This window comes from Arenicella chitinivorans (assembly GCF_014651515.1).
Lineage (GTDB): Bacteria > Pseudomonadota > Gammaproteobacteria > Arenicellales > Arenicellaceae > Arenicella > Arenicella chitinivorans.
Window position 1 is genome coordinate 37,625 of record NZ_BMXA01000001.1, and the last position, 18,542, is coordinate 56,166.

Sequence of the window (18,542 nt, forward strand, 5' to 3'; positions counted from 1 at the left end):
ACGATGGTTCTCACACACCTCGGAACTGGGTAGGAATAGGTGATTTTTACCGCTCTGCTGTTTGTAGAAATCCATCCAGAGCGCGTTTTGACAATCTAATTGCATCGAGTGGTGCTAAGCCGTCGGGGTAGACTTCCTGCTCAAGTACGACCCATTGCGTGCCGCCGACTTCACTATTTGCCACGATCAACGCAGCCCAATTGATGGTGTCCTCGCCGATGATGGGTCTGGTTTGGCCGGCTGATTCCGGACTGCTCGCTTTGTAGTGAATCGCAAAGGTTCGGCCAGGGTGTTGTCGAACAACTGACTCAGGGTTAATCCCGGCGGTTTTGGCCCAGCCAGCGTCAAGCTGCATTACGAGTGATTCCGGTGTTGAGTTAGCGATGTGATCCCAAAGCGTTGTTTTGCCACGGTACGGCGCGAACTCCTCAGCGTGATTGTGGTAACCAAATAGAAAACCGGCCTGGGTAACTGGTTCGTAGAGGCGATTTAAGTCGGCGATGGTTTGCCAAACTGTTGTTGGGTCGAATGCGCGATCATCCCAGGCGATGACCACCAGAGGCACTTCAGCGGCGGCATAAAATGCCAGCGTTGCGTCTATCTTGTCTGGCTCTAGCGTTGGAAATACGGTATGGGCACCGCTGATCTCAAGACCTTGACTACGAATAAATTCCACCAACCCCACCGGGTCATTGGCGAATTCGCCAAATTCATTCGCGAACTCAACGCCTTGGAATCCCATATCCGCAAGCGCCTTAATTGTGCCTTTGAAATCGACTTTGAGTTCCTCTTTCACCGACCAAAGCTGGATCGACACCTTGAGTTCTGAGCCATGCGCTGACGGTATCAACATCAAAAGTGAAATCAAAATGAGGTCTATGAATTTTGGCATGTTAGATCTGTCCTTACTGGGATTTCCTGAGGATGCCCATTATGCCAACCCATAACAAAAACGGAAGCTGTATTGGTGGAGAGCGCTTAACTGGGATCAGGCAAGCGGCGTTAATCCCATCGGAAATTGACGCGGTCAGCACGCAAAGCGTTTAGCCAGAGCTCAAGCGACAGACAGTTTAACAAAAGCATCGAATAATCTGATTGCGAAGCGCTTAGGGCGTTTTCGACTGTGTGTCGAGCAACAAACCGTGGCCAGCTGGCAGCGGGGTCTGACAGCACTTCACGGATGGTGTCGAGGTTGTGATTCCAGCCATCGTCGTAGTAACGACGCAAAACCCCAACGCGACCACGCCGTCGCATTGCTGCTGGAGCCAGGTCAGCCAACGCGGTTCTCAGAATTGCCTTGTCGTAGATCGGTGAGTGCGCTTGATATGCTGGTGTCAGCAGGCCCTGCTCAATCAAGGATGGGTGAATGCAGGGGTGCACGCGCTGTAGGCCGCGAGGGGCGGTGTGCGGTCGTTCGTTTTCCTGCGCGTTTAGATGACTACTCTGAAACAGAAAGGCACGATGATATTGGCTCTCAATTGGAATTGCTGGGCTGGAGGTGTAGGGCGACGTTAAGTTGCCAGTTTTGTTTCCGAGTATGTAATCGGGATAGCGCATGGCGCGCGGCTGGCGGTGCAGAATCGCGTTAAGCCAAGTTTTATGCACGTGTGGAATTTGTCGTGCACGGCGTGAACACAGCGTGCTGACAAACGCGCCCATTTGCCGATGCTGCCAGAGGTCTCGCAATAAGTTACGCTTGGGTGCAAAAAGTTCGTCGCCACCGGTCCCGAACCATATTTGTTTTAACTCCTGTTCGGCGGCTAACTCATACCCTTGATTGATCATCGCTTGATACGGGTTAATTCCTGGCGCTAGTAAGTTGACCGGCATATTCAATAAACCATCAAAGCAGTGCGATCGTACATCCACACGGTGGATGGGCAGTCCCAGTTCTTTGCTTAAATGTTCTGCATACGCCCACTCATCTTCATCTGGAAAATCTGGCAGCGAAAGGTTAATGGTTTCCAAAGGAATCTGTTGCTGGTGAGCGGCGACGGCAAGCGCTCCTGAATCCAGGCCACCACTGAGAAACAATCCGACGGTATTGGTCAATGCGCTCGCGTCCCGTGTGGCGTCCAGATAGGCTTGTTGCCATTGGCGCGCGACGGACTTCGTCTCGCGCGGAACTGGCACGCTATTTGCCATGGGATCGAACTGTGGTAAGCAGTGAATTTGCTTATTCGATAGCTTCAACGCTTGACCGGCGGGCACGGCATACAAGCTATGAAAGAAGCCGGCGTCCATAGCTGGTATGGAATAGGCTAGGTAATGCCGCACCGCTTCGGAATTGATTGACACGGCTGAGGTGGCCGTGCGCAGTAGTTGGGTGGCATCGGTACTGATAGTCAGACCGTCTCGATCATTTCGGTAATAAAGCCCCGGAGAGTCGTATACGCCTCGAAACAGAAAAATGGCGTCTGCATCGACAATGATTGCTATATAGGCGCCTTCGACATGGTGATGGGTTTCGGCTCCCCACTTCTGGAAGGCGTGAAGCAGCAGTGTTTGGTCGTCGAGGTCGTTGTTAGCACAGTCAAGTGACGTGCTAAGTGCCACGCGTCGAAGTAAGCGGCCGGAGAACAAAACAATGTGTGGTGTTGGCCGGCTGCGTTGTGGACCGATAACAGAAACTTGGTTGGGACCAATTAATCGAATGTTCCAATTAGGCGTTCTCGGCTGCAAAATGCGGCTCGATTAGGTATTCCGACGATTTGAACCAGGGACACCCGGGTCGCCTGGGTTGAGGCTTCCACCTAAAGTGGTGTCGCGTACATCACCGTAATGAATTAAACGTGGTTTGGTGTATTTCGCCATTGGCGTTTCATCGCGGGTGCGATCAACATTAGCGTGTTTGTTGAAAGTGGGGCTAAACCGGATGGACGTGTTGGCGCTGGATTTTCTCATCTGTTGGCGGCTAGGTGAGGTTGGGTTTGGGTGAACGATTTTTAGAGCATTGGGGCAGGTTTATAAAAGGACCGTTGGTCGCGTTGTCCAAGTCGAGCAGTACTACCTAGGGTTTGAATTAGCACAAACGGGCCCTCAATACGGGGCCCGTTCGAATTCAGTTTTTTAAACTGGTTGTTTATGGAGTGAACTGCAAAGCGCTGTTCTCTAAATCAAACAGATTAGTCGGTGTGGAAAACAGCTCGTAAGGGGAGTCTGTTGCGCTCAGCGGTGCTGCGGCAGATAAGTCCACTGGCGTCGCGGTCGCACTGTTACCTTCGGCAACGCCAGTCAACCCAGAGGGCGATGTGATCGCGTCGTAGGCGAAGGCGATGCTGTTATCGGCACTCAGTGTCACCGCGAACGTATTGGGTCCGGCACCGCCGAAGAGTGAAAATCGCGGTACGGCCAGAAACGAAACGGTCTTCGAACTGCCATTGTTCAGACTCGACACCACCAATCCGGCCTCACTCGGATTCAAATCAGCCCACAATGGCGCGATGCGTGGTGCACCCAATTCGAGCGTCGTGGCGCTCGGCGAAAAGTCATTGGGTGCGCCGCTGCCGAAAGTTAAGAAGCCGTTGGAATTGACGAATACCGTGTCATAGCTTTGGCCTTGGAAAGTAAAATCAAAGCCAAGGTCAATCTCGGTCGCGTCTTCATCACCCAGTGTCAGGATTGATCCTTCAATCACGAATGCATCCAGCACATAGCGGCCACCGTCAAGCGCTGCGCCTTGGCCTGGATCTTCGCCGTCAAAGTCCGTGTCGCCAAAATAACTGATGGCGATCGCATAATAGCCGTCTTCTGGAATCTCGACCTGGATTTTGGACAGTAAACCATTGCTGTCATCGTTGGATGCGATCAGTTCCGCTTGTTCCGCATCGCAGCGTGGTTTGTGTCGATGATAGCGACTGTGATGTTTTCCGTAACGCTTGTTTTCCACCTTAATGTTTTTGCAGTGGTACAGTCCCATCACACTGTCGATCTGCCCCGTCACAATTTCGGATACCAGTGTTGAACCGGCCGCCAAAGGTGAGTCGATCAGATAAAAATCGACATCTTCGCCGGTTGGTGCCAGCGCGGTAAAGTCTCTGAAAGTATCGATACTGTCAAACGGCAGCGCAATTTTACTGGCTGTCTCGAGACTGTTGTTGCGTTGATGGCTGCGGTGGTTACGCTCATAACGGTCGGTATATCCGAGGCCAACACCAATAAACTTGGTTTTTCCGTTGGCCAAGTCAAACACATCAGGGTCGCTGAACAATTCGTATTGTGCGGCTTCCGTCAGCAACTGTACCTTGCCGAACAGACCGTAACCATTGACTGCGCTGAGGTCTGATTCGGTCTCGAACTGGCTGGTCGCTGCAATGCCGGAGCTTACGCCAACTAGGCCATCCGTCGCCGTCATATCACCATGGGTGATCTTGACCTCCGACCGCAGAATGCTAGCCCAGTACCCGTGGTACGGGAAGCTATCGGTACAAAGGAAGCTGTTGTCGCGAATTTCGATACTGAAGGTGTTGCTGCTGGTGCCATCGGTGATGCCATACTCCGGCACACCATCCCAGGTAACGGAGAACGTGTGCGCGCTGGCATCGTAGCTTACCGTGCCCGCAATATTGGGTGAAAGGTCATCCCAGAAGGCTGCGATCCGCGGCGGACCAGAGAGGAAAGACGCTTCGGTTTCAATGAAGTTACCGAAGGCGTCATCAGCACTGCCAAAGGTGACAAACCCGTTCCCATTGATGTAAGCGACGCTGTAGGGTTCGCCGGCAACACAGAACTCAAACGGCAGTGGAATGGCCACATTGCCATCATCACCAGTGTTCAGCGGTTGCCCTGGGACCGGTAAGTTAAACAGTATGTCAACGCCGGTGATTGGTGACCCTGCGACCGCAGTGATCGGCGTAAAGTCGCCGGGCAGGTCGGTGAGGCCATTACCGGACTCGTTGGCACCGTTATAGTACTCTTCTGGTCCGGGCAAGGTGGCACCGGGTGTGCTGAATCGGTCGTTACCAGATAATAAACCGTTTACGTAGACCGCATAGTCCTCACCGGGTGTGAGGCCAGTCAGCGTATAGGTACCAGTGATGGCATCGCCCTGACTGTAGTCACGAGTAAAGTCGCTACTGATCGCGGAAACCGCATCGGCAAATGGGTCACTCAGGTTGCGGGCAATCACGTTAATCCCGGTCAGCTTACTGTCGCCCAATAGGATGGTGCCAGAGATTGTGCCGGTATTGGCAAAGGACGCCTCTGGGTACATGCGTGATAGGGCGGCAATGTCATCCGCGTGTGGAGTTCGCGATACCTGGTCAATGTCGGAAAACAGAAAGGGGTACATAGTCTCGATTACGTCAAAACCGGGGTCCAGTGGCGATGGTGGTGGGCCGAAAGTCGTGTCATCCGTGCCGGCACCCGTGGTGTCGGAGTCACCGTAGACCTGACCGTTGACCTCAGTGTGTGCAAGATTTGAATAATGTCCGAATTCGTGCACCATCAGGTTTAACAGCCCATCAATACTGCTGATGGCTGGGCCATTAAGAAACGAGAACCCTTCCAAGATCGTGCAGCTTGGTTCATCCAGAAATTCCGGACTGGCAAAGCCGAGAATTCCAGATCCTGCTCCAAAAAGTAGGTCAAATATCTCGCCTGTGTCATCAAACACAATGGCAGACACACCGTCGGGACCGGCGGCCTGTAAGTAAGGTGTGAAGTTGGTTACATCCACATCCACCGGCAATTGCCCTTGATTGCTGTAACTAATACTTGCGGTTGTTACGTCCTCCCAGGCTTGAAATGAATCCGTAACTGCCTGCACGGCAGCCGTGCTGTCGAGGATCCCGAGTGCGCCTTGGTCCGGGTTGAATGGCACATTTTGTCCGCCATTTGGCCACAGGTAAGGAACGCCTGATTGGCATACTTCCAGCGGTCCGCCAGCGTGTGCTGTGTGATTCGTAAGCAGTGCCAAGCTCGTGGTTAACGCGAACGAAATGAGTCGTAAATTTTGCTTAAATAAAGTCATGATGTCCTCCCTTAGCGTTGCAGTAACGATTCGATTTCTTTGACAAAATCGTCGTAGTCAAGCGCTCCACTGAACGGTTCAACGAATGAAGTCGACATGCCGCGAAACAGACCTTGGTTGTCGTGTTGGTTTCGCACGAAGGTGCCATCTTTAAAACTGAACAAGCCCTGTCCGACACCGACGGTCATCGACAAGCCAATGGCACTCGGACGCGTGGTGAACAGTAAGTACTCGGTCCCCACGGTGAGGTTCGGTGTGTTAAATCCGCCGACATAGCGTATACCGTCTTTAGCGGCGGGTCGTTTCAACGATCCGACCATTTGCACCTGAACCAAGTTGGATCTTTTACCTTTTTCGCTTGCTAGTTCGCCTTTGATAAGGTCACTGACGCGAATGGTGTAGGTCGTGGTGTTTAGTTTTCCGCCGCCAACATTGACAGCATCGGATTTAACCGCGATGACTTCGCCGCGGAAAATCTTATCGGCGTTATTGGTGAGTTGACCCAGGTTCATTTGCATCACGGTAGTCGCGTTGGCATTGACCCAGGGCAGTAGCAGTAAGACAAACAATAGTTTTGGATAGAAAAATGTAGGATTTTTTCTCATGTGGTACTCCTTCAAACAGAGTGTGGTGAGTTAGGGCGCAGCATCTATGCTGCGCAGAGTTTGCGCTGGGCTGGCGAGACAGAGTAGGGTTGGAAGAGAGGCTTTCGTTACGCAAGCCCCCCCGCCAGCGTGTCAGCATACGATTCAGTATACTAAACAACTGTCATGGAATGCGCGCTTAAATAGACGAATGACTGTTTTTTTTGATTTTCACAGGTCGAAGACGTGACCAAGTTATGATTTTTTGGCATTCTATGTGCAGGGGTATAGGAAGCTAATAAATGACAGGGTCAATGGGTTGGTAGGCACTCGCGATGAGTGTCGCGGGTTTGTTTGGTTCGCTCAATTTAGCTTCTTACAAAAGAAGACTTAAAATCGTAAGTGAGCCAATGAAGTTGTTCTATTGTTTGCGCGCACTGGTGAGCATTGTTTGCTTATTGGGGGCGAGTTTAGCGGTGCAGGGTGCGCCCGCTGTTATTGAAGTCGGAAGCGGTGTGTTGCCAGCAACGACAGCACCAGGTCCTGGAATCGCAACGCCGTTCACCACCATCACTTTTGATGCCGAGTTCGCATCACCACCAAATGTGTTCGTGATGACTGAGGAGAATGCCGCCAACGCAGACCCGTGTACGATTCGCATTCGTAACATCACAACCACGGGGTTTGATGCGGCTTGCCATGAGCCGATTAATGCAGACCGAGCATCAGGCGGTATGATCTTTGAGTATGTGGCGGTCCAAGACGGCACCACCTCGGTGCCATTGAGTACTTCCGGCACGGTTGACTTTGTCTCGTCTTGTCAGGAAATCAGTGCGCAGCAATATGGCCCGAACTGTGCTGCGTGTTCAGGTGCGCAAAGCTACGTTGGGGTTACCTTTCCGGGTGGTGGTTTTACGGCCGCGCCAGCGCTATTGACCCAAGTCCAAACGACCAACAATTTGGTTTCCGGCGAGCCCGTGTTCCTTGATACCGCGGTGCGTCAAGGCAGCTTGTCCGCGACCGGGTTTGACCTATCGCTTGATCAAATGGAAGCGGGTACAGGTCCGTTAGCATCGACCGAAGAAGTTTGTTATCTGGCGGTGGAACGTAACGGTTGCCAGACGCTGGACCTAAGTTCATTAGGTGGCCCAGCATCGCTCGCATTCCAGGCGCAGACAGGGGGAAATAATGTAGATGGTCATGACAATGCTTGCAGCACTGGTGAAGGTGTCGGTTTTGCCGCAGGGTGCTTCACGACCACGCCCATTGCGGTTGCCAAGCAGGTTACTCGCAATGGCAACAACGGCGGCTTGTTACGTCGATGCAGTGTTAATTCAAGCGAGATCGTTCTCACATTTGACGAGGACCAGGTCTCTGACGCTGAACGGAACCATATCGACGAAACCGCATCGGTACTGGCATTTGGTAGCGCGTTTACAACGCCTGTCACCATGGCCGAGGCTCGCGCGGTACTGCGCGGTCGCTGGGTTTTATTCGAGTGGTCGACCAATGCCGAAGTGTTTCACCTAGGGTTTAATCTTTGGGCTGAAGTTGAGGGTGAATGGGTTCAGATTAATCGACGCTTTATTGCTGGAGATGGACAAGATACCGAAACCCTCAAGTCGTATAAAAAACGTGTTCGGTTAACTCGACATCAAGCAAACAAGGCGTCGCGATTCGCAATTTCGAGCATTGATTCTCAGGGGCTTGAAGAGTTCTACGGGCCGTTCGAGTCTGGCGAGCGGTACGGCTCTCGCACGGCCCCGGACCCAGTCGATTGGGCCCTGGTTCGGGCTGAGTTTGAGAGCATGACCGGCGCCAGTGTGGTCGATAAGAAACACCATCGTCGACGCATCGGAACAACGGCAACATGGCGCGAACCGCTTCCCAGCGGCAAGAGCCGACATGGATTGGTTGAATTCGATGTCGAAGGAGAGGGTATTCGCCGACTGTCGGGTAGTGACATTTTGGCGGCTGCGCCAGGATACCTCGGGGTCAACCTGGATCGCGTGGCGCTGACACTCAATGGCGCGCCGGTGGCCAGGCACATCGTGAGCAAAGATCATCGTTTGTCAGAGGATGACAGTGTGTATTTCGTAGCTCAACCGCCAACGGGTGAATACGCGATATATCTAAATCGCTACACCTATCGATTGAGCTTGGACCGACGTCTAGCGCTGGATGCAAACACATTTGATGCCGGCCCGAGTGATACTCAATCGGTTTCAAATAAAGCGCTCACCAGTGTCAAGCTGACGAGAGACAAGCTGTATTCGGCGTCTAGCTCGGGCGAAACACCTTGGTATGACAGCCGTATTTTGGCAGCAGGCTCGCCGAACACTCAGGGCTATCAATTTGATTTTGACGTTGAGACGGCATTACCAGGCGCTATCGAATTTGCCTTGCTAGGTGGTGTCGATTTTCCGGGTGCGACAGACGATCATCATTTCCGGATCATGGTAAATGGTACGCCAGTGCACGAAGCTTGGTTTGATGGCTTCAATGCGGCAACTGGACGCGTTACTGTACCGCCCGGCCTGTTACAGAATGGTGTAAACCAAGTAGAAGTTGTGGTTGAGGGTGATACAGGGTTTTGGGCCGACTTGATCCTCGTCGATGACCTGACGGTGTCTGCATTTACTGATTTAGAGAGCGTTCTGGAGAAGGATATTGTGATTCCACCGGATAGTGAGGTCATTGAGGTGACCAATGCGGCTCACCCGGACACCTTGGTATTCATCTATACACTGAACGGCGGTCTGTCGGTCGCAAACAGTGAGGTTATCAAGGACGATGCACGCCTTGTGGCGTTGCCCCCGCGGATTACCCGTGCGCCGATGCGCCTTGCCTGGGGGAGAGATGATGTCTGGCAGGGAGTAGCAGCGCTTAGGTATGTTTCACCGGAACGCTTGCCCGCAGCGCCAGCAAGCTACGTCATCGTCGCGCACCCAAATTTTGTTGGCGATAAGCTGGAGCAATTTAGGCGGTTCAAAGAAAATCAAGGGTTTACTGTCGAACTTGTTGACTGGCATTCGGTTGTTGCTCAGTTTGGTTTTGGTAACGACACGCCTCACGCATTAGCTCGTTATTTGAAGTCCTTGCCCGAGATTGATGAAACTCGGCATGTGTTAATCGTTGGTGGACATAGTTACGATTATCGAGGACTTAGCGGCCAACATGTGGTCAATTACATACCAACTTTTTACCGCGCCGTCAGTGTTTTGAATTTTGCGCCAACGGATAATCCGTTAGCGGATTTGAATGGTGACCGAGTCCCAGAGCTTGCGATCGGTCGTTGGCCGGTTCGCACTTCGGGAGACCTGAGTAACATTGTCGATAAAACACTCCAGTGGCACACGTTGCGTGAACAGCAGCCATATCAGGATGCGTTGTTGTTAGCACAAGCTGTGGATAACCGAAATTTGGATTTTGCTGAACAATTACAAGGGCGCGTTGCAATACCACTCATGGCGATGCCCGAGTTTGATGGTGTCTCCTTGATTGATCTCGACGGCGTAAGACAGGGTGCCATGACGATACAAGAGGCTCGCGATCAGGTCAGAGAAAGTATCGATGGTGGCGTGGGGCTGCTCAGCTTCGCTGGACACGCCAGCACCGCTGGATGGGGCTATCAAGGGGTTGTCGATACGCAGTTTATCCAATCATTGGATAATACGGATACGCCGTTGATCGTCATGCCATTGGCGTGTTACACCACTAACTACGAGTCGACGTCAATCAACACCCTTGCCCATCAATGGTTGTTTGCGGGCTTGCAAGGGGCTGTGGCAATCCATGGTGCCAGCGTTCTCGGAGAGTATCGAGAAAACGCCTTGTTCGCAGAGCGATTTTTACGCGCAGGTGCTGCCGGTGCAACCACCATCGGCGAGGCTATCTTGAATGCCAAACGCGAGATGGTGGGGACTAACCCAATGTTAAACAATTGGGTGTTACTAGGTGATCCTGCGCTACCGCTTAGGTAATAATTTATTTAAATTGCTACCGGTTCGTGAGTTTCACGCACACCAATTCACGACCTGGGTATTTTGGCTGATGCTCTGTAATCGCTTTGAGGCAGGACTTGCGTTTACGGAAAATCTGTAGGCTAACATAACCCTTGGCGGCTTCCTTTGACTCTACGCGTAACTGGTATTCAGCCGCGTAGGCAGGTTTGGTAAAACCAATCGACAGTGTTAAGACAAATAGCTGCAAAATAAGCCGACAGGATGTGGGTGTGCTCGGACGATGTGTTGTACTCATTGCTCGTGTTTCAAGGTGAAGTGGATAATGAAATCGCTCCACTTTGAGCGGATGGGTGGACCGACTGCGCTACGTGAGCGGTCGGGGTCCCAAGATACATCGTTGTAATAAAACGCGAGTCGGATCTAACGTTTGGGAGTGATCATCATACACCTTCGCTTTCAGCTTGGGCAAATCGTAAATCAGGTGACCAACGTCGAATAATGTTGGTTTTAATGCCGATGGATTCGCCATACCGCCCAGTTACCCTGATTTACGACCTGGTTAAACTGCGGCCTATGAGTCCGCTTGCCAAACAACATTTAACGAAGCTAGGCTTGGAATTTAGTGTGTTGCTAGCCCGGTGAATTCCTGAGGTTCGCAGAGTTACTCAACCTGAGCACTATAAAAAGGTGCAGCCTTACATTGATTTTTATTTTGCCTCTGGTGTATCCGGTTGGCGATCGCTAAACTAGCGTGAGTTTAAATTCAATGTTGCGCACACATCATGGATCTAGCAAAGCTACAACGTGAGTTTCGAAACAATGGCTATGTGGTTATCGATTCCGGAACCGACGAGTCCGTTCTGAACGGTATTGTCGCTGATCTTGACGGTTTTTTTGGGCGTGAGGCCGAGCGCCCGATTCATGTGCCTTTCGCTGATTACAATCGTATCCAAGATGCTTGGCACATTAGCCAACATGTTTTGCAGCTAGCTCGTTCGGAGGTAATCTCAGACACGATCTCTGCCCTATATGGTAAGCCTGCCGCGCCGTTCCAGACGCTCAATTTTTATCGTGGTACCGGACAGCGAGTGCATTCGGACTCAATTCACTTTAATTCTGAGCCGTTTGGTGCCATGTGTGGTGCATGGACAGCACTCGAAGACATCGGTCCAGATCAAGGTCCTTTAGTTTATTATCCGGGGAGTCAAGAATTGCCGGAAATGAATTACGACTATTTTGATCTGCGCCCGAGCTATGACTCCTACCCCCAGTATTTGGATCAGCTTGATCGAATCATCAATGAGCGCGGATATAAACCGGAACTGGGGTTGCTAAAGAAAGGACAGACACTTATTTGGTGTGCCAATATTTTGCATGGCGGTTCACCGCAGAAAGACAAATCCCTGACTCGTAAGTCACAGGTGACGCATTATTTTGTGGGCGCGCCCAAGACATGGCGTCCGAGTGAGAGTGAACACAAGCGTTTTTATTTTGAGCCCGAAGTCGTTCGCGATATGAGCGCAGAGCCCTACAAATATCCAATTCAGCCTCGTTTGCCGAGTTTTGCACAACGATTGCGCGCCGCCATTCGCAATCGATTGCGTCGTTGATCATCTACTCCATCCGAGCTGCTGCCCCGTATAGCACTCATTGGTTTCTGTGAGCGAGCACAATTCATTCAAATGGATGAGGCCGAATGGCCCGTTGGGCATATCACCTACTTTTGATACGTTTATGTTGCGCTAAGCATCACATTTACGAGCCGTAGTAGCGCAAGGAACCTTGGTGCGCAACCACCGTACGAATGCTCTGTGTACGCGCAGCTAGGATAGATATTTCCATTTCAGAGGATTCAATTATGTGTGTCAATAAATCCGCCAGAATGACTCTGGCGACCTGTCTAACGATGTTAACCATGCTGCTGGTGTGCAGCGCGCACGCCAACGACAACCAAGCAACCTTCGATTTTGGGCGCTTGAAATTAAATGAGGGAACCAAGCTCGAAACGTTTCTGGCGAAAGTCACCGAACATGAGGAGAAAAACAGTCTTTTGCCTTCTGCGCGTGAAGACCTAGTCGCGCTCTTCAAGCAATATGACTTTGACCAAAATGGCGAGCTTAATGCCACGGAAATGCTTGTTGGTTGTATGAAGCCACTCACCGCAGAACAGGTTGAGGCGTATAAGGCCGGAAAGAAGAAAAAAGGTGGCGGCGGGGGTAAAGTCCCAGGTCCAATCGAGACTGGTTGCACGGGCACTTGCAATTGTGACTATATCGGCGGCATCGGCGGCACAGATAGTCCAGGCGAGATTGGAACACCTGGTGATGGTCAAAATACTCAAGGGTTTGGCAATTCCCAAGGTAGCAATCAATTATGCGTTGCCGCAGGCGATGCTAACTGTCACTGCCACTGCAATACGGGTGTTTGTGCCGCTGGCGGCACTTGATCGCTGGGGTTAGTTTATGAGGTGTCGCGGCGGTGGGGCGCGACGCCTTCGTAGGCGGTTTGGATGATGGGTGCAGAACAATGACAACCGAACGCATGTTTCGAGTAGATCCGTTGATTCAAATCCGTATCAAACCCTGGGGCTGGTGGCGATTGCTCGTTGGGTTGATGGCCTACGGGGTATTGGTGCTGAGTTTAGTGAGCGGCGTTGACGTCGCGGTCTATTTCTTTCTCGTGCCAATCCTGACGATCAGTGGCGCATGTCGTCAGCACTGGCAACGGCTCACGTTGGTGGTTGGTGTATCAATTATCTCCAGTCTGATTGTGTTTCCGTGGGTCTGGGCGTACGACTCGGCATACATGTGGTTGGTTGGTGCAGCGTTGTTGGTGCTGTTTTCAGTGGTGATTGTTGTGCCCGAGATTCTGCAACATCGCATCGGGTGGATCATGCCTGAACTGTCAACGCCGGTGTTGTGGCTCAGCATGATGGCGTTGTTCTCACGCTTGCCAGCGGGTGATTTTTGGTTGGACATTGCCTTATTTCAACCTTTGTGTGTGCCCTTGATCACCTATATCGGGAGCGTTGGGATTACATTTTTGATGGTGTTGAACAACGCTGCGTGGGCGCAACTTTTGTTGATGCCCTGTGTTGGGCGCGCGCTCGTGGCGATTTCGGTGTCATTACTACTGTTGGGGTGTTGGGCCTACTCCTCAAGCTTGCCGACGGTCGCGACAACGCACCGTATTGCCTTAGTGCAAGGTAATTTTTCGCTTGATTGGACGTGGCGGCAGTTGAGCGCTAACGGGCTTATCGCAAATACCTATGAACAGTTGAGTCGTCGGACTATCGGGCAGAGTGTGGATCTTGTGGTGTGGCCGGAATATGCACTGCCGGTCGACGTGATACAGCACAACCCATCACTGTTGCAACGTCTTAAAAAGCTCTCCACCGAGCTACAGATGCCAGTGATGCTGGGCGCCATTGTATTGGATGGGAAGTCGGATCATCATTTTGACAGCGCCCTACTGTTTGATGGCGGTGAGCTGACTGGGCGTTACGACTCCAAGTATCCCGCCTTTTTTAACCAATTCACTAATCCGGGGCAGGCCACTTTATCGCTACTACATACCACGGAGCCGCCACTCAAGATCGGTACGATCATCTGTTTTGAGGAGACCCATACCGGTTTGTTTCGTGAATACACCTCGCTGGGTGCGTCACTCTTCGTGTCATTGGCGAATAATCAAGATCTCGGCTTAGGGCGGCAATTGGCAGCGCGCTACGGCCAGCTCAGAGCCGCTGAGATGGGTCGGTTTTTGGTTCGAGCGAGCAACGACGGTGTCACGCAGGTAGTGGACCCGTGGGGCCGAGTAACACAGAGCCTGCCAGTTGATGAGTCGGGCGTGCTCTTGGCCGACATCGCGCTTCTCGAGTATAGGACTTGGTATTCGCGTTTTCAGTACGTCGGTGTGTCGTTGATGGTATTGGCGATGGTACTGGTCTCATTCGGTTGGCAGCAATGGCACCAACGTAAGCACTGCAACAAACCAAACTGAGAATTGTGCTAGGCTAAGCAGTCGGTAAACCTATCTGAAACAACCGCTGTAGACCACAATGCGCTTCATTTTATTACTTTCTCTCTTCTTCAGTGCTGGTGTTGCGGCCCAAAGTTCGTTGCAAACCACTTTTTCTGGCACGCTGCGATTGGATCATGGTGTCGCAGAGCGTGATTTACCGATCACCGTCGAAGTCCGTAAACACACGATTGAGTTTAGAGAGACCTGCATTTTTTTGATCACTGGCACGCGCATATGTTTTCCTGTGACGTTGTACCCGGTTGAACAGGTTAGACGTAAAGCAATCACCTTGGCTACAGGGCGTAACAGTGCTGGTTTTGGCGTGAGCGGTGTCGGTCGCTTCGGCATCAAATATTCCTTGAAAATGACCTGCCGCGGGTGCTCGGAACTGGTGCCAGAACAGTATTATACGTTGAACGGGAATACATTATCTGCTGGCGATGCGGCGCTACTCGACGAGGATGCGTTGCCATCACGGTTTAATATCAAGCTGATCACTCAGACCACTGTGTCGGGCAAAATAATGTTGCCAGAAGAAAAACGCGCGACCAGCGAACGACAGTTTTCAGTAACCGCATACGCCTTACCCGCTGGGAACGTGCGATTGGGGCGTCGTTCGGGTATCAAACTCCCTGCTGGTGAGAACAGCGTTGACTATCGTCTGGCTGGTCTGCCGTCGGGCAGTATCGACAAAACTATGCAGATTGTTTTGCAATGTACCTCCTGTGCTGGCTCATCAGAACAAGCCCACACGCCCGCTTTACGGCGAGGTGTGAGCCATTCCAATATTGATTTTATTTTCAACTTTAGCGATTCCGGGTACATGGTTCCGGTACTTGACCTGTTGCTCGAAACCCCATCTGAATAGAGGCGCATAGGGCGCGGTCTCAACGTGAGTTGAATGCAAGGAAGTTAGTCCTGCCGCTTCGTTTGTTGCTTAGACTCGCTGCCTGCCAAAACCGCGGGTAAGAATGCCAGAATTGTTTGGTCTTTCGGGGTCAGTTTTAAGAGCTTGGCATTGCTTCCATCTTCGAGCACCCAAACTGCGCCGTCCGGTCCTTGTTCGATCTCTCTAATTCGCGCACCCATATTAAATCGTTCGACTTCCTGTGCCGTTTCACCATTCGTGGTTACTCGAATAATCGCTTGTGATTTTAGACCGGCAATCAAAAACGAGCCTTGCCATTCCGGAAACACGGAACCGGAGTAATAGATGACTTCGGCGGGTGCAATGCTCGGTACCCAGTATGCTGCAGGGGCCTCAAATTCAGGCCGCGTGTCGTGATCTGGAATTGGGTCTCCATTGTAATGATCACCATTGGAAACGATCGGATAACCATAGTTTTCGCTTTCCTTAACAAGATTGAATTCATCGCCATGTAAGGGGCCCATTTCGCTATTCCACAACCGTCCTTTGGCATCAAATGCCAAGCCTAACGGATTGCGATGACCGAGTGACCAAACTTGAGATGCAATACCGCCGTCCGCATAAAATGGGTTGTCTTGCGGTACGCTGCCATCCGCGTGTAAACGGATGATTTTTCCCAAGTTGGCGTTCATATCCTGTGACGGGTCAAATTTTTGTCGCTCGCCAGACGAGATGAACAGAAAACCGTGTTGGTCAAATGCAAGACGATGACCGTAGTGGCCACGGCCAGTGACCTTTGGGTGCTGAGTCCAAATACGTTCAATCTGTGTCAGCGATGCAGTGCCCGCGTTTTTATCTAGAATAAGTTTGGCGCGTATAACAACCGCGCCACGGGTATTATTCTCCCCAGCTTCCGCATAGCTCAAATACACCAGCTTGTTCACCGCGTAATCAGGGTGCAGAATAATATCTCCCAGCCCACCTTGGCCGCCGTAATCCACCGATGGCACATTTGCGACCTCGGTCTGCTCGTTGTCATCTAAACTAACGAGTATTAATCGCCCAGGCTTCTCGGTCACGAGTAGACGTCCATCAGGTAGAAACGTCATAGCCCAAGGTTGCTCAAACTGCATAATTTCACGGCGTTCAAATGGTTGGGCCTGCGCAGCCTGTACGCCAGCAATGGCGAGTAAAAACAGCAAATACTTAAGTTTTTTCATGTTGGTCTGGCTCCGAAAGATGTGGTTAGTTCACATTATACAAAGGCCTTGTGAGGCCATGCTGTGCATTAACTTTTGGTGTTGATCGACGAAATGCGCGTCACATTGTGTGTGTTCAGACCTTAGTGTTGGTAAATTTGGGCCTTTAGTCTATTGAGCGCGAAGTACCGAGGTGGTTCTATTGAGGATGTAATACTTTGGGGGTATTTACAAATGGGGACAGCGTTACATCGTGCTGACTTTAAACCAACCTGCCTGTCATGCAAGACATCAGCGCTGGTTTCGGAGTTTGCACTTATTTTATTTCGCCGCACAGGCAGGCTGATCAATGTGTACTCGGACGATGCGATCTATGATGTGCTTGAAATTGGCGCACGCTGCGCGGATCGACGATTGCAATGCATCTCGTTGCATCTCTACACTGAGCTTTGCAATAAAATCTTAGAAGTCAGCCCGGACCGCAGCGCGTTCACGGTCGACAAGGACGTGCGAGCGCTATTGTCTGAAAAAGCAACGTCCTGAATGGCTATTTGGTCTTGGTTTTAGTTAGCCCGATAAGCAGCACGCCTGAAGGCGAATTCAGTGCCTTGTGCGGCCATGCACTAGATAATAGGGGTCAAAGTTACGCCTCTACCAAAGTTACGCCAGCGTAGTACCTAGTTTGGTAAGCTCCGCACAGGTTTGCCATGCGCGGCATCGGCATAGCGTCTTAGAGCTGCCGCAGAAACAGCCGGTCCCGGTTCAGCGAGTTGGCGTACCAGCTGGCGGAAACTCGAATCACCCATTTCCTCATGCAGTGCTGCGAAAACGGTGACCGCTCTTGCGGTGGCCTCAGCTTGAGAACTTTGCTTCGCTAGGCTCTCAGCTTGTTTACCCCACTCGTGCTGTTGGCTGAGCGCTTTTGCCAGTCGTTGGTCGGTAATGCCACCTGCGCGATGCAGCAGTACCAGCGACAGGTATTCCGCCAGGCCTTCATCGATCCAATCGGCGTCGTTGGTGGCTTGTCGTTGCATCGCAACATGGACCAGTTCGTGCAACACCGTGCTCGTACCATTTTCACTGACTAAGGGACGTTCGGCGTGCAAAAAAAGAGAACGAGGACCGGATAAAGCACCACGCCACAGAGGGTCTTCTGCGCTGACAATCAACAGTCGGTCGGGGAATGCTGGAAACCAGTCGCGCACGGTCGGTAGGGTGAAGGTCAAAAACGTGATCAGTTCAAGGCGGGCGAGCTCTTGACCGATCGGAGCTGACACGGCAATCCGGGTATTGGCGATCTTGTCACGTCGGACACCTAACTTCCCAAGTTGAACCCAACCGGTCGGACGATCAAATCGGCGCGCAGGGTTCGTGATCGTATACATATGTTCGGCGGTTTCAGGGTACTGGGTGATTGAACTCCAGCCTTCTGGTAAGGTAAATCGTAACGTCGTTTCGGAATAACTGCCTTTGAGTGCCACACTCGCTGTGGCTGGAAAAAGGTCGTCCGCTCTGAATGTCGCCCAATCTGGTGTGATGAGCGCGTCGTAACGAGTGCCACGTTTGTGATTTAATTGCACACAATACCGAAGCGTTCCCTCAGAACGCTCAATGTGCCAGACCCATTCGTCATTGTTATGTGATAATCCTGATTCAGCTTCAAACCCTTGATAACTTTTTGGAGCACGCCAGCGCAGCTCACGCAGTAACCGCCGATTCTGTTTAACTTCGACAGTGACAGGTGTGCAAGCAGCATGACCTTCATTTTCTGCAACGTGCCTAAAATCTGCGTGGATATGGATTTGGTACTCGCGATCTTTGGCTAAACCTGCATCGGACGCCCAGCTAGACCCAGAGGAGAGTAGCAATGCAATAGCGATCAGAGTGAGTCGTTTTAACGAACGTGGATGAATCATAAGTTATAGGGTTCAC

The 18,542-nt window shown here is 51.6% G+C and carries 13 protein-coding genes; 6 read left to right on the forward strand and 7 right to left on the reverse strand.

Going from position 1 to position 18,542, the window contains the following annotated elements:
* Positions 1 to 46: 46 nt before the first annotated feature.
* The 4 genes from IE055_RS00160 to IE055_RS00175 form a co-directional block, all read right to left on the reverse strand.
* Positions 47 to 892 carry a sugar phosphate isomerase/epimerase family protein gene (locus tag IE055_RS00160; protein WP_189397985.1) on the reverse strand — a complete coding sequence of 282 codons (846 nt, stop codon included), beginning with the start codon at positions 890 to 892 and terminating at the stop codon, positions 47 to 49.
* A gap of 110 nt (positions 893 to 1,002) precedes the next feature.
* Positions 1,003 to 2,556 carry an asparagine synthase-related protein gene (locus tag IE055_RS00165; protein WP_229794050.1) on the reverse strand — a complete coding sequence of 518 codons (1,554 nt, stop codon included), beginning with the start codon at positions 2,554 to 2,556 and terminating at the stop codon, positions 1,003 to 1,005.
* 526 nt (positions 2,557 to 3,082) lie between these two features.
* A complete protein-coding gene (locus tag IE055_RS00170; protein WP_189397987.1) occupies positions 3,083 to 5,971 on the reverse strand; it encodes an NIDO-like domain-containing protein in 2,889 nt (962 codons plus the stop codon).
* 11 nt (positions 5,972 to 5,982) lie between these two features.
* Positions 5,983 to 6,576, reverse strand: coding sequence for a hypothetical protein (locus IE055_RS00175; RefSeq protein ID WP_189397988.1), 594 nt, complete (start codon positions 6,574 to 6,576; stop codon positions 5,983 to 5,985).
* A gap of 389 nt (positions 6,577 to 6,965) precedes the next feature.
* On the opposite strand from IE055_RS00175, the gene IE055_RS00180 reads away from it, so the two are divergent.
* Positions 6,966 to 10,538, forward strand: a complete 3,573-nt coding sequence (locus tag IE055_RS00180) for a C25 family cysteine peptidase (RefSeq protein ID WP_189397989.1) — start codon at positions 6,966 to 6,968, stop codon at positions 10,536 to 10,538.
* Positions 10,539 to 10,554: 16 nt separating this feature from the next.
* Here the strand turns inward: IE055_RS00180 and IE055_RS00185 are convergent, their stop codons facing one another.
* Entirely contained in the window at positions 10,555 to 10,815 is a 261-nt protein-coding gene (locus tag IE055_RS00185) for a hypothetical protein (RefSeq protein ID WP_189397990.1), read from the reverse strand.
* Between the two features lie 487 nt (positions 10,816 to 11,302).
* On the opposite strand from IE055_RS00185, the gene IE055_RS00190 reads away from it, so the two are divergent.
* The 4 genes from IE055_RS00190 (at position 11,303) to IE055_RS00205 (ending at position 15,411) form a co-directional block, all read left to right on the forward strand.
* A complete protein-coding gene (locus IE055_RS00190; protein WP_189397991.1) occupies positions 11,303 to 12,130 on the forward strand; it encodes a phytanoyl-CoA dioxygenase family protein in 828 nt (275 codons plus the stop codon).
* A 248-nt stretch (positions 12,131 to 12,378) separates the two neighbouring features.
* Positions 12,379 to 12,966, forward strand: coding sequence for a hypothetical protein (locus IE055_RS00195; RefSeq protein ID WP_189397992.1), 588 nt, complete (start codon positions 12,379 to 12,381; stop codon positions 12,964 to 12,966).
* 80 nt (positions 12,967 to 13,046) lie between these two features.
* Positions 13,047 to 14,522: an apolipoprotein N-acyltransferase gene (locus IE055_RS00200; RefSeq protein WP_189397993.1), complete on the forward strand. Its 1,476-nt coding sequence runs from the start codon at positions 13,047 to 13,049 to the stop codon at positions 14,520 to 14,522.
* Between the two features lie 58 nt (positions 14,523 to 14,580).
* Complete coding sequence (locus IE055_RS00205; protein ID WP_189397994.1) at positions 14,581 to 15,411, forward strand: hypothetical protein; 831 nt, start codon at positions 14,581 to 14,583, stop codon at positions 15,409 to 15,411.
* A gap of 44 nt (positions 15,412 to 15,455) precedes the next feature.
* Here IE055_RS00205 and IE055_RS00210 read toward each other — a convergent pair whose 3' ends face one another.
* Positions 15,456 to 16,631 (reverse strand): PQQ-dependent sugar dehydrogenase, encoded by a 1,176-nt coding sequence (locus IE055_RS00210; RefSeq protein WP_189397995.1) that lies wholly within the window; start codon positions 16,629 to 16,631, stop codon positions 15,456 to 15,458.
* 213 nt (positions 16,632 to 16,844) lie between these two features.
* On the opposite strand from IE055_RS00210, the gene IE055_RS00215 reads away from it, so the two are divergent.
* Positions 16,845 to 17,153: a hypothetical protein gene (locus IE055_RS00215; RefSeq protein ID WP_189397996.1), complete on the forward strand. Its 309-nt coding sequence runs from the start codon at positions 16,845 to 16,847 to the stop codon at positions 17,151 to 17,153.
* A gap of 134 nt (positions 17,154 to 17,287) precedes the next feature.
* Here IE055_RS00215 and IE055_RS00220 read toward each other — a convergent pair whose 3' ends face one another.
* Complete coding sequence (locus IE055_RS00220) at positions 17,288 to 18,526, reverse strand: M61 family metallopeptidase (protein WP_189397997.1); 1,239 nt, start codon at positions 18,524 to 18,526, stop codon at positions 17,288 to 17,290.
* Between the last annotated feature and the right edge of the window lie 16 nt (positions 18,527 to 18,542).